Consider the following 12,953-nt stretch of genomic DNA (forward strand, 5'->3'; position numbering starts at 1 on the left):
TTTACCTGTTTATACAATATAGAGGAATTAAACAAAGGGGGAAATGAAGTGGAAAAACAGCTATTAAGAAGGTTATCTTTAGGGGTATTGTTATCAGCAAGTTTAGTGGTTTCCGCATGCTCGAATTCGGATAAGGCATCTACAGACAAAAAAGAATCTGATGGTAGTGGAGAAGTTACCTTAACTGTCTTCGATTCTGATGCAAATGCAGATTGGGAAAATATGAAGAGCCCAATTGGTAAGAAGATTACGGAAGACACAGGCGTTACATTGGATCCAGAATTTGATGTGAATGGTGGTACACAAAAGATAGCATTAATGGCTGCAAGTGGGGATTATCCAGATTTAATTATTCCTAAAGGTGAAGCAGGTACACTTGTCGATGCAGGTGCTTTAATCGATCTTGCTCCACTTATTGAAGAACATGCACCAAATCTTAAGAAGATCTATGGTGATTATATAAGTCGCCTAAAATGGAGCGAAGAAGATCCATCAATTTATGTTTTAAGTACAGCTCCAGTTGATCCAACTAATTATAATCCTGGTACTGGTTTTTGGCTTCAGCATGATGTAGTAAAAGAAGCAGGTTACCCAGAGATTCGTACGCTGGATGATTATGAGAGCGCTATTAGATCATATATGGAGAAGTATCCTACAATTGATGGGCAACCAACTATAGGACTTTCCTTATTAGCAGATGATTGGCGAATTCAGGTTTCTACTTTAAATGGCGGTTTCTTTGCTACAGGTGCATCAGATGATGGTGAATATTATGTTGATCCAGAGACATATGAAGCTAAGTTACATTACAGACGTCCTGAAGAAAAGGATTACTTTAAGTGGTTAAACCATATGAATGCAGAAGGATTATTAGATCCTGAGAGTTTTGTACAAAAATATGATCAATATTTAGCGAAACTTTCATCAGGACGTGTTCTTGGCGTGGTTGATGCTGACTGGCAAATCGGTGAAGCACAAAGTGCATTACGTGATGCAGGTAAGGAAGAAAGAATGTTTGGTCCATATGCAGCAACACTTAGTGAAGAATTTAAGCATGCTAATTATCAGGATCCAGGATACCAAGCTGGATGGGGAATTGCGATAACAGAGGATTGTGAAGATCCGGTTCGAGCAATTAAATTTCTTGACTATTTAGCCTCAGAAGAAGTACAAGTCATGACTAACTGGGGATTTGAAGGAGAGCATTACGAAATTGTTGATGGCAAACGTGTCATTCCTGAAGAAGTAATGGATAGACGAAACAATGACAAGGATTTTGCAAAAGAAACAGGAATTGGTTATAACTTTCAACGCTTTGCACCTCGTTATGGTGATGGGGTAAAGGATTCTACAGGTCAAACGTATACGATTGCTTCTGAAGAGCAGATAAAAGAGTCTTACACAGATACAGAGAAGGAATTGCTTAAAAACTATGGTGTAGAGATGTTTAAAGATATGTATCCACAAAAGGATGAGTTCCCTGTTAAGCCATATGGTGCTGCCTATAATATTCAAATACCAGCTGGAAGTGATTTAGAACTAATCAATCAAAAAGTTTTAGATCTAGCTAAAAGAATGGTTCCTGAGGCAATTCTAGCAAAACCAGCAGATTTTGATAAAGTATGGGATCAATTTATGAAAGAGTTAGAAAAGGCAAATGTAGAAAAAGCAGAAGCTGATTTTACAAAGATAATTAATGAAAAAATTGAACTTTGGAATTAATTAAAAGCAGGATTCGCAAAGATTGTTGTTTCCGTACAAAGTACTAATGTACACGCTTTAACTATATCTTCGTGCTCTAGTACTAGAGCAACAAACTTTTAGAAAAGAGCCGAATTAAATAAAGTTGATTATGGGGGTAGGACCCTGTTATAACTGAAATGAGGAGCATTTTGTAATGAAAAGAAAAACACAAAAGGCAATAATCACATCGTTTTTAGCATTTGTCATTCTGTTATCTGGTTGTAGCAATGAAAGTGCGTCAAAGGATACTGGGAAAAATAGTGAATCAGACGGTCCAGTAACCTTCACAATGTTTAGTGCAGATCCTCACTCACAGTGGGATAAAATGGAAAGTCCTGTAAGTAAAAAGGTTATTGAAGAAACAGGTGTCACACTAAATGCCGAATTTGACGTTGCTGGTGGAGAACAGAAAATACCCTTAATGGCTGCAAGTGGTGAATATCCTGACTTTGTTTTACCAAAAGGTAATGCAAGTACATTAGTTGATGCAGGTGCATTTATCGATTTGACGGATTTAATTGAAGAACATGCACCGAATCTGAAAAAGGTTTATGGTGATTACCTAGATCGTTTAAAATGGAGTAAAGAAGATCCATCCATATATATTTTACCAACTTCTCCTGTTGACCAGCAATATTTTGCACCAGGTCAAGGATTCATGCTACAGCATGCTGCAGTTAAGGAACTTGGCTATCCAGAAATTCGTACAGTTAAAGATTTTGAAAATGTAATTAGAGAATACAAGGAGAAAAATCCAACGATTGATGGGCAGCCAACACTTGGTTTATCTTTATTAGCCGATGATTGGAGAATTCAGATTACGACTACAAACCCTGCATTCTGGGCAACTGGAGCATCTGATGATGGAGAATTTTACATCGATCCAGAAACATATGAGGCAACAATGCATTATCGCCGTCCTGAAGAAAAGGAGTACTTTCGCTGGTTAAATCATATGAATGCAGAAGGATTACTAGATCCAGAAAGCTTTGTACAAAAATATGATCAATATATTGCAAAAGTATCAACTGGACGTGTTATCGGTCTTATTGATGCAGACTGGCAAATAGGAGAGGCACAAAGAGCCTTGAGAGAAGCCGGAAAAGAAGAAAGAATGCACGGTTTGTACCCAGCAACATTAACAGAGGAATATAAGCATCGTAATTTCCAAGATGCAGGTTATCTTGGTGGTTGGGGAATTGGTATTACAGAGGATAATGAAGATCCTGTTCGTGCGATTAAATTCCTTGATTATTTAGCATCTGATGAAGGTCAAATCCTTCAACAATGGGGAATTGAAGGCGAGCATTATGAAATTGTTGACGGGAAACGTGTCATTTCTGAAGAGGAAATGAATGAACGTAACAATAATGCAGATTATGTAAAAGAAACAGGCGTTGGTGTATTAAAAGGTTTTGCTCCATTTTATGGTGATGGTGTTACTGACTCTACAGGTCAAACCTATACAATTGCTAGCCCAGATCAAATTAAAGATGCATATACAGATGTAGAAAAAGAAGTACTTAGTAACTATGATGTTGAAATGTGGAAAGATTTATATCCGAAAAAGGAAGAGTTCCCGGTGAAACCATGGGGTGCTGCGTTCAATATACCTGTTGAAGCAGGATCAGATTTAGAGCTAAACATGCAAAAATCTTTAGATGTTGTCAAAAAACGCGTACCAGAGGCTATCCTTGCTAAACCAAAAGATTTTGATAAGGCTTGGGATACATTTATGAAGGATTTAGAAAAAGCAGGTGTAGAAGAGGCTGAGAAAGAGTATACAAAGATTGTAAAAGATCGTATTGATCTTTGGAATAAGTAAGCTAAAAGTTAATTATCCAAATAGTAGCAGGCAGAGTAGGCAAGCATAAACGCCAATACTCTGCCTTTTCATTTTCTAAAATATTTGCTGGTGAATGACAGGTGTTAGTGGAAAAATAAATTTATTCGACTATAAAGACTTCTGATCAATTGAAACAACTAGCTCATTTTTAGGTACAGGAACACGCGTAAGAATGATCAGTCCGATAATAAATAAAATAATAAGACTAAAGACACCACTATTTGAGTTACCTGTTAATTGGGCAGTAACTCCTACTAGAAGAGGTCCCATTATCGAAGCGAATTTCCCAAAAATATTATAGAAACCAAAAAACTCGTTTGCCTTTTCCTTAGGTATTAGTTTTGCAAAGTATGATCGACTTAATGCTTGAATTCCTCCTTGAGAAGTTGCTACAAGCATGGCCATTATCCAAAAGTCTAATGTTGTCTTAAGGAAATAGGCATAAATACAAACAATCATATAAATGAAAATTCCTACATAGAGCATTTTCTTTCCGGTAAATCGTTCAGATAATCTCCCGTAAAGAATGGCAAAGGGAGCAGCAACTACCTGTGTAACAAACAGGATGATCAGCAAATTTGTTGAACTAATTCCTAAATCCGTACCATAAGCAGTAGACATTGTAATCACAGTACCTACTCCATCGATATAGAAGAAATAAGCTAGAAGAAAGATGAAAAGGGATCTATACTTTCGAATTTCTGATAATGTTTTACCAAGACGTTTAAAGCTATTAATAACTGGGCTAGGCTCACGTTGTATGTAGTATCGTTGATGAACATGCTTAAACATAGGAATGCTAAATAACCCCCACCAAACGGCTGTGACAAGGAAGGCAATCTTACTTGCCATCGTTGTAGATAAAGGGATGATACCGTTTTGTGCTAAAATAATGATGGCAATACTAATAATAAACGGGATCGTACTTCCAATGTAGCCAAAACTAAAGCCGCGAGCTGAAATTCTGTGCATACGTTCCTCTGTGGTAATGTCGACTAGAAAAGCATCGTAAAACACATTGGCCCCTGATGAGCCAACTGCCGCAAAAGTATAACATATTAATAATAGCACCCACTGGTCACTTGGTATAAAGGCAAGCAGGCCTGTAAATATGACGCCAAGAGCAAAGAAGAATGTAAAGAAGCGCTTTTTAAAGCCTTGGTAATCTGCGATTGTACCTAATATTGGCCCGAGCATAGCCAAAATAAATGTGGCGATCGCAATGGTGTACCCTAAGTAAGCAGTAGAATTAGCAGGACTTACTCCGGCATTTGTAGCGGCTGCTTTATAAAATAGTGGAAATACAGCAGTGGAAATAATAATAGAATAAGCAGAGTTTGCCCAATCGTAGAACACCCAGCTATTTTCTTCTTTTGTAAGGCGCATGACCTTCCCCCCTAGTTATATGAATACATATATTGTACAAGAAAAGAGGTAGGTAAATTAACGTTTTGGGAAAATTAACAATTAGTTTACAATATTAGTATTTATCCAGTAATATGCTAATCTGTTAGATGGGCACATTTCGATAAGTTTGTTGCTTTCTGTAGAAATTGTAGCTATTTTAGAATAAAAATCACAAAATAATTTAGCGGAAAAGGCCATTAAATAAAAAGAATTTGATAGTTAACGAGCCTGTGTTGAGTTTAAATAAATAGCTTACCAAAAAGAATTGAATAAAAAAAAATAATTGTATTGAATAGTTGGAAAACTCCATTTATAATAAATTTAGCACCTACTTAGTATGTCTGTTAAACAAACTAGGTTCTCAATAGAAGGAACTTGTAAAACCCTATCGTTACATGTAAGGGTTTACAAAATGCGGATTTAACTACCATACTAATATTCTTGTATTGTAGTTTGAGTAAAGTAATGAGTGAGAAGAAGCAACTGAATTATGTAAGCGTTTCAAAAAGGGGTATGAAAGTTTTAAAAATATAGCCTAAGTTTATGAATGGGGGGTTATTATGGGAGAGGTTAAAGTAGAGAAAGTTGAAAAGGTTCATAATTTGGATGTGAATAAACAAAGTAAATTAGCATTTTTAGGTAGAGCTATAAGGAAGGACTGGCAACTATACTCGTTATTAGTACTACCGATTATTTACTTATTAATATTTAAATATGGACCAATGGTTGGAAATGTAATCGCATTCAGGAGGTTTATGCCTGGAGGAAATATGTTTGGCGAACACTGGGTAGGATTGCATTATGTAAGGATGTTTATCAATGATCCCACTTTTTGGAATGTGTTTAAAAACACCTTAACGCTTGGAAGTTTAACTTTACTAATTTGTTTTCCAATGCCAATAATATTTGCCTTGTTATTAAATGAAGTAAAGGCAAGAGGGTTTAAAAAGTTTGTACAAACAGCATCTTATTTACCACATTTTCTATCAATTGTTATTGTTGCAGGGATGGTTCTACAACTTACGGCCATCAATGGTTCCATAAATACAATTGTAGAATTCTTTACAGGTGAAAAGATTAACTTTATTCAACAAGCAGAATGGTTCAGAACAATTTATATTACCTCAGAAGTTTGGCAGAGTATGGGATGGGGAGCTATTCTTTACTTAGCGGCTTTAACAACAATTGATGAATCCTTATATGAGGCAGCAAAGATTGATGGAGCTAACCGGTGGAAGCAAACAATTCATATCACGATCCCCGGTATCTTACCAACGATTGTTACCTTACTAATTTTAAATATCGGTAGCTTCTTGGCGGTAGGATTTGAGAAGGTCTTATTATTATATAATCCTCTAACCTATCAAACATCAGATGTTATCTCGACCTATTTATACCGAATTGGACTTGAATCTAGCAATTTTAGTTATGCGACAGCGATCGGATTGTTTGAGTCACTTATAGGCTTAGTACTAGTTTTAACTGCAAATGGGATTTCTAGAAAATTAACAGAAAGAAGTTTGTGGTAGGGAGGAGAAACCATGAAAGAATCTACACAGTACAAGGCATTTAAAGTATTTAATGTATTTTTTTTACTTCTCATCATTTTCTGTACACTATACCCATTTCTAAATGTACTAGCGCAATCGTTTAGTGGTGAGGCTTATATTAATGCTGGTGAGGTAAGTCTATTTCCAAAGGGCTTTAATATAGACACCTATAAAACTGTAGCTCAAGATGAAATGTTTTGGATCAATTATAAAAATACAGTTGTATATACAGTAGTTGGTACGGCCATCTCCATGTTTTTAACAACCATCTTTGCCTATGCATTATCAAAGAGAAGGTTGGTTGGTCGTAAGTTCTTAACTGTTTTTGCGGTATTCACGATGTTTTTTAATGGTGGTTTAATTCCAAACTATGTGTTGATTAATAGCTTGGGATTTGATAATACGATATGGGCTATTGTGATTCCAGGTGCTATAAGTATCTACAATATGCTAATAATGAAGTCATTCTTTGAAAATATGCCTGTCGAGCTAGAGGAAGCGGCCTCAATTGATGGTTTAAATACATATGGTATTTTACTGAAAATTGTTTTACCGCTTAGTAAGGCAGTAATAGCTACTATGATCCTTTTTTATGCGGTTGGACACTGGAATTCATGGTTTCCGGCTTTCTTATACTTAGATCAGAAAGAGTTATTTCCAGTAACAATTTACCTCAGAAATTTAATTGCTGGTGCGACTAGTGCAACAACTTCGGGCGCAACATCGGCGGATAACTTAACTCAGATTTCATCAAACATTAAATCTGTAACGATGATCCTGACAATTCTTCCAATTTTAACAGTGTACCCGTTCGTTCAAAAGTACTTTGTATCGGGTGTTATGTTGGGCTCAGTTAAGTAAGGGGATAGAGATTAAGAGACTTTTCATAACGATAGATTAAGCGCTTGCGCTTTTCTTATATAAACAAAGGGGAGGAAATGAAATGAAAAAGGGTCAAAGTAGGATGAAGTATGTTTTTAGTTTATTAGCATTGTTTGTACTTGTTATTGCTGGATGTTCTAACAAAGAATCTGCTAATTCAGAGCCAGTAAAGCAAGCAAAGTCAGCAATGGATTCGTATGGTGTAGGTGATACATTTAAGGCAGGGGAAGAGTTTGAATTACCAATCCTGTATATGGATCAACCAACATATCCATACAAAGAAGATTGGTTATTATGGGACGATATAAAGAAAAGAACGAATGTTACATTAAAACCAACAATTGTACCTATGAGTGACTATACACAAAAGCGTAGCTTGTTAATTAGTTCAGGTGATGCACCATTAATCATACCAAAAACATATCCTGGGGAAGAGGCAGCTTTTGTTTCTGCTGGAGCGATTCTACCTATAAGCGACTATATTGATAAGATGCCACACTTTAAAGATAAAGTTGAAAAATGGAAGCTAGAAGAAGAATTAGAAGGCTTACGACAAGAGGATGGTAAATATTATTTACTACCGGGGTTACATGAAGCCGTTAGACCAGATTATACACTAATTGTTAGAACAGACATCTTTGAAAAAAATAAAATTGCGATACCAAAAACGTGGGATGAATTATATGAAGCAGCGAAAAAATTAAAAGAAATATATCCAGATGTGACACCGTTCTCTGATCGATTCTTGTTTGATAGCACGCTTAATATTGCGGCTACCGGCTTTGGTACAAAAGCAGGATGGGGCTTTGGAAGTGGGTTAACATATGATAAAGCGGCAGATGAATTTATTTATGCTCCAACAACGGATGAATATAAAGGTTTAGTAACATATTTTAATAAGCTAGTATCAGAAGGATTATTAGATAAAGAAAGTTTCACGCAAAAAGATGATCAAGCAGTTCAAAAATTTGTTACAGGTGAATCTTTTATGATAAATGGTAATTCGCAGACTGTTGTCTTGCATCGGACTGACATGGATAAAACATTAGGAGAAGGCAATTACTCAATTGCAAAAATCACAGTTCCTGGTGGACCGGCTGGCCATCTAATGTCGGGTTCAAGATTAGAAAATGGTGTTATGATTTCATCTAAAGTAAAAGAAAGTGAACACTTTGATGCCATTCTTCAATTTATTGACTGGCTCTATTATAGTGATGAAGGTCAGGAATTTACTAAGTGGGGTGTTGAAGGTACAACATTCACGAAAACAGATGGTGTAAGAACATTAGCAGATGATGTAAATTATACTGGTTTAAATCCTGAGGGGACAAAGGATTTACGGATAGATTATGGCTTCTCTGGAGGAGTATTTGCTTATGGCGGTACAAGAGAACTTCTACAATCAATGATGAGTGAGGAAGAAATTAAATTCCAAGAAGATATGGCAGCTACTCATACAACAATTCCGATAGAACCAGCGATTCCATACTCAATAGAGGATAAGGAGCAGGTTACGTTATTAAGTACACCATTAAAAGACTTCTCAGTTCAAAATACATTGAAATTTATTATTGGTGACCGTGATTTAAGTGAATATGACGCATTTGTTAAAGAGCTTGAGGGTCAAGGTTTACAAAAATATCTAGACCTTGCTAATACAACATATAAAGATGCTAAAAAATAAAATTAAGAATTAAATGAGGGTTGTCCTTTCAATAATGAAAGGGCGACCTAATTTTACTAGTCAAGGTATAGAACACTGTCATTTTAATACATAGAATGAAACAATTAATTAATTCAAGGTGGTGAATGGTGGTGGAGGAAAAAGGAGAATTTGGTCAAGGAATATTATTTATGGCTACAAATTATATTTATTGGTTGTTACTAATAAATATTTATTTCGTATTAACAAATGGAGTATTTATCTTTTTCTTTATGACATTACAACATTCATTTTCTAATATTCCCTTATACTTCTTAGCACTGATACCAACTGGACCGGCTATAGGTGCTATGTGTTATTCGATGGAAAAGCTCATCAGAACAAAAGAATTATCACCAACTCGTGATTTTTTCAGTGGTTATAAAAAGAATTTAAAAGATACATTATCTGTATGGTTGCCAATACTCATTGTTTACTTCATTTTATTAGTTGATTTACAATACCTTAGACAATCGTCAACTGAAACTAGCCAAATCTTATCTATAGTCATTATGGTACTCACTGTCATTTGGACGATAATATGTATTAATGTCCTTATCATTAATGCACAATATAAATTTAGATTAAGAGATGTCTGGAAATTGTCTATGTACTATAGTTGTATTAAATTTAAAAATACGATCGGGAATTTTCTGATCTTATTTCTACTAGCATTTATTACAACGATTACAACTGATTTTTTAATACTCTTTACTTCGAGTATTGTTGCATACCTCATGATGCTAAACTCTAAAGAAATGTTAGTACATATTAAGGAGAACTTTTTGAAGACGAAAGAGAATAACTCAATTTAAGAGAATAGATAAAGTGAGATAAATATTGTCTTGCTAGAGTAATAAGGAGTATTAAAAAGGAGACTGTATAAAAGTTACGACTTAAAGAAGAAGTAAGAAATGGATGGACATCATATTTGTTAGTTTGGCATATCCCATGAATTAATCACATGAAAAATAGCAATCTAAAGGGAGGTGGGAGTTTATGAAGTCGTCCATTCAGGATGTAATAGATAAATTAATAGAGCCTGTAGAAACGCTTGATCATACTGTTGACAAGCTTGAGTCAGGAATTCCTTACACAGAAGTAAAAGGAATAATCATTACATTTATGGTAACGCAAAATGTGTTACAACAGGCTATTGAAATAGGTGCCAACCTGATCATTACCCATGAAGGGTCATTCTATAGTCACCACGGTAGTACTGATTGGTTGGAAAATAGTTCTGTATTTTTGGAAAAGCAAAGCCTAATAGAAGAGTCAGGTATTGCAATCTACCGTTTTCATGATTACATACATCGGTATCAACCTGATGGAATAGCGGAAGGGTTAGTCAATTCTATGGGCTGGAACGAATACGTTGAGGAGAATCGACCAGTTGCTACTATCCTAAACATGCCCTCAGTAACTGTAAAGGAAATGGCTGAAACAATTAAAAGGATCCTATCTATTCCTTATGTACGTATTGTTGGTGATTTGTCGATGGCATGCACTCGAGTAGGATTGTTAGTTGGATACAGGGGCGGAGGTCAACTTGCTATACCACTATTCGAGGAAGAGAATCTGGATCTTGTTATCACAGGAGAGGGTCCTGAGTGGGAAACTCCCGAATATGTTCGAGATGCTGCATATCAGGGGAGACAAAAGGCGTTAATTATATTAGGTCATGCCGCTAGTGAAGAACCAGGCATGAAGTATCTAGCAGAATTGGTGAAAGGATATTTCCCTACTATTCCAGTTAACTTTATTCCAGAGCAGCAAGCCTTTCAGGTGATTTAAGTCATTATTCATCTAAAAGATAAATCCCTCATATCTTAACTAACATATTAGTATGGTTTCTTCTACTTTAATTCAAAGTTATCTATTAAAGAATTAAGTCTACTCATGCGTTTATGGAATAATAGTGAATGTATGAGTAGGCAAATTTAAGCAAAACAACAGGAGGTCAGGAGATGAAGGTTACATTTCGGTGGTTTGGCAGTCATGATGATAGTGTTACGTTAAACCAAATAAGACAAATTCCTGGGATGTATGGAATCGTTGGTGGTCTCCATGATATTCCTGCAGGAGAAGTTTGGCCATTAGAACAAATTATTGCTTTAAAGAAAGAGGTTGAAGATAAAGGATTACATTTAGAAATCATTGAAAGCGTTAATGTCCATGAAGACATAAAGTTAGGCCTACCTACTCGTGATCATTATATTACGAATTATCAAGCAACAATTCGCAATTTGGCAGAGGCTGGTATTAAAGTTATTTGCTATAACTTTATGCCAGTATTTGACTGGACAAGATCTGAGCTTGCGAAGGAATTAGCGGATGGATCAACAGTTTTATCGTACGAAAAGGAAATGTTGGAAAATGTAGATCCTATTAGTTTAATAAAAACAATTGAAAACTCGTCATTGGGCTTTTCGATGCCTGGATGGGAACCGGAAAGGATCAGTAGTATTAAACGAGCATTTGATTTATATAAAGATGTTACAGAGGATGATTTATTTGACAACCTCCAATATTTTCTAGAAAAAATCATCCCTGTAGCAGAAGAATGCGATGTAAAAATGGCGATTCATCCAGATGATCCACCATGGTCTATCTTTGGATTACCAAGAATTGTCACGAATAAGGAAAACTTAGAAAGAATCATCGGGTTAGTCGATAGTCCGTATAATGGTCTAACACTCTGCTCAGGTGCACTAGGCGCAAATCCACAGAATGATATTCCAGCAATTATGAGACATTTTTCTGAAAAGAAACGAATTCACTTTGCTCATATTCGCAATATAAAAATCCTGGATAATGGTGATTTTTATGAAAGTTCTCACCGAAGTAGTGATGGTTCACTAGATATTTATGAAATAGTAAAAGCTTTACATGATACAAATTTTGAAGGGTATATTCGTCCAGATCATGGGCGTATGATTTGGGAAGAGCAGGCTCGACCTGGATATGGACTGTATGATCGTGCATTAGGCATTATGTATATTTTAGGAATATGGGATAGTTTAGAAAAAGTAAATGAGCAAATAGTCAGTGAGAGTAAGCGAGCCCAAGTATAGCATTCGATATGGTGCACTTTGATTCAAATTTGATAAGTAAGTAGAATTATTTGAGAAAGGGACTTCTAAATGTATAGGGATTACAAAATGCAGTCAACCTCAACACGTGAACAAGTCTATCAGAAATTAAAGGCACAAATATTACGTCTACAGCTTGTTCCAGGCACAAGTATTTCTGAGAAGGAAATGTCAGACGAATTTAATGTTAGTCGTACACCGATAAGGGAAAGTTTTTTAAAGCTTGCTCAAGAAGGTCTTCTAGATGTCTATCCACAAAAAGGGACATTTGTATCGTTAATTGACTTAGATCTGGTTGAAGAAGCAAGGTTTATGAGGGAGCATTTAGAAAGAGCGGTAATTCGCCTAGCATGTCAAGAATTGCCTAAGGACAAATTGCTTTTACTCGAAATGAACTTAAGTAAGCAAAAGGTCTGTATTGAACAACAGGACTACCGGAAGATGTTTGAAATAGATGAGGAATACCATCGGACGATATTCTCAGGTTGTCATAAAGCGACAACCTGGGAAGCTATCCAGCAAATGAATGTCCATTTTAATAGAAGCAGAATGCTAAGATTAGCGACTAATTTTGATTGGAATATAATCTATGCACAACATGAGGATATTGTAGAAGCTATAAAGGCTCGAATGCCAGATTTAGCTGAAAAGTTAATGCAAGAGCATTTACGTCAAGCGGTTATCGATAAGGAATATTTAAAGAGAACCAATCCAACTTATTTTAAGTAGGT

At 35.7% G+C, this 12,953-nt stretch carries 10 protein-coding genes; 9 read left to right on the top strand and 1 reads right to left on the bottom strand.

Annotation, left to right across the window (positions count from 1 at the left end; genetic code table 11):
* Window positions 1–48: 48 nt before the first annotated feature.
* Both AC6CHR_RS10160 and AC6CHR_RS10165 read left to right on the top strand, forming a co-directional pair.
* Window positions 49–1,722 carry an ABC transporter substrate-binding protein gene (locus AC6CHR_RS10160; protein ID WP_498248585.1) on the top strand — a complete coding sequence of 558 codons (1,674 nt, stop codon included), beginning with the start codon at window positions 49–51 and terminating at the stop codon, window positions 1,720–1,722.
* A 175-nt stretch (window positions 1,723–1,897) separates the two neighbouring features.
* Window positions 1,898–3,568 (top strand): ABC transporter substrate-binding protein, encoded by a 1,671-nt coding sequence (locus AC6CHR_RS10165; RefSeq protein WP_498248586.1) that lies wholly within the window; start codon window positions 1,898–1,900, stop codon window positions 3,566–3,568.
* Between the two features lie 129 nt (window positions 3,569–3,697).
* On the opposite strand, the gene AC6CHR_RS10170 is transcribed toward AC6CHR_RS10165, so the two are convergent.
* Window positions 3,698–4,975 (bottom strand): MFS transporter, encoded by a 1,278-nt coding sequence (locus AC6CHR_RS10170; protein WP_498248587.1) that lies wholly within the window; start codon window positions 4,973–4,975, stop codon window positions 3,698–3,700.
* Window positions 4,976–5,556: 581 nt separating this feature from the next.
* Here AC6CHR_RS10170 and AC6CHR_RS10175 point away from each other — a divergent pair.
* The 7 genes from AC6CHR_RS10175 to AC6CHR_RS10205 all read left to right on the top strand — a co-directional run bounded on the left by AC6CHR_RS10175 (window position 5,557) and on the right by AC6CHR_RS10205 (window position 12,951).
* The gene (locus AC6CHR_RS10175; RefSeq protein WP_498248588.1) at window positions 5,557–6,525 is read left to right on the top strand and encodes an ABC transporter permease; all 969 of its coding nucleotides are present in this window, start codon (window positions 5,557–5,559) and stop codon (window positions 6,523–6,525) included.
* Window positions 6,526–6,537: 12 nt separating this feature from the next.
* The gene (locus AC6CHR_RS10180; protein WP_498248590.1) at window positions 6,538–7,407 is read left to right on the top strand and encodes a carbohydrate ABC transporter permease; all 870 of its coding nucleotides are present in this window, start codon (window positions 6,538–6,540) and stop codon (window positions 7,405–7,407) included.
* 82 nt (window positions 7,408–7,489) lie between these two features.
* Window positions 7,490–9,112 carry an ABC transporter substrate-binding protein gene (locus tag AC6CHR_RS10185; protein ID WP_498248592.1) on the top strand — a complete coding sequence of 541 codons (1,623 nt, stop codon included), beginning with the start codon at window positions 7,490–7,492 and terminating at the stop codon, window positions 9,110–9,112.
* A gap of 128 nt (window positions 9,113–9,240) precedes the next feature.
* Entirely contained in the window at window positions 9,241–9,945 is a 705-nt protein-coding gene (locus AC6CHR_RS10190; RefSeq protein WP_498248594.1) for a YesL family protein, read from the top strand.
* 184 nt (window positions 9,946–10,129) lie between these two features.
* Window positions 10,130–10,924: a Nif3-like dinuclear metal center hexameric protein gene (locus tag AC6CHR_RS10195; RefSeq protein ID WP_498248596.1), complete on the top strand. Its 795-nt coding sequence runs from the start codon at window positions 10,130–10,132 to the stop codon at window positions 10,922–10,924.
* A gap of 173 nt (window positions 10,925–11,097) precedes the next feature.
* Window positions 11,098–12,204, top strand: a complete 1,107-nt coding sequence (gene uxuA / locus AC6CHR_RS10200; protein ID WP_498248597.1) for a mannonate dehydratase — start codon at window positions 11,098–11,100, stop codon at window positions 12,202–12,204.
* A gap of 87 nt (window positions 12,205–12,291) precedes the next feature.
* The gene (locus AC6CHR_RS10205; RefSeq protein ID WP_498248599.1) at window positions 12,292–12,951 is read left to right on the top strand and encodes a GntR family transcriptional regulator; all 660 of its coding nucleotides are present in this window, start codon (window positions 12,292–12,294) and stop codon (window positions 12,949–12,951) included.
* Window positions 12,952–12,953: the final 2 nt, after the last annotated feature.

It is taken from the genome of Metabacillus sp. GQ13, assembly GCF_059758525.1.

Bases quoted from the DNA above. Each gene is read 5' to 3' on its own strand.
- AC6CHR_RS10180 (WP_498248590.1), top strand. From the start codon at position 6,538: ATGAAAGAATCTACACAGTACAAGGCATTTAAAGTATTTAATGTATTT.
- AC6CHR_RS10170 (WP_498248587.1), bottom strand. From the start codon at position 4,975: ATGCGCCTTACAAAAGAAGAAAATAGCTGGGTGTTCTACGATTGGGCA.
- AC6CHR_RS10205 (WP_498248599.1), top strand. From the start codon at position 12,292: ATGCAGTCAACCTCAACACGTGAACAAGTCTATCAGAAATTAAAGGCA.
- uxuA (WP_498248597.1), top strand. From the start codon at position 11,098: ATGAAGGTTACATTTCGGTGGTTTGGCAGTCATGATGATAGTGTTACG.
- AC6CHR_RS10175 (WP_498248588.1), top strand. From the start codon at position 5,557: ATGGGAGAGGTTAAAGTAGAGAAAGTTGAAAAGGTTCATAATTTGGAT.
- AC6CHR_RS10165 (WP_498248586.1), top strand. From the start codon at position 1,898: ATGAAAAGAAAAACACAAAAGGCAATAATCACATCGTTTTTAGCATTT.
- AC6CHR_RS10185 (WP_498248592.1), top strand. From the start codon at position 7,490: ATGAAAAAGGGTCAAAGTAGGATGAAGTATGTTTTTAGTTTATTAGCA.
- AC6CHR_RS10195 (WP_498248596.1), top strand. From the start codon at position 10,130: ATGAAGTCGTCCATTCAGGATGTAATAGATAAATTAATAGAGCCTGTA.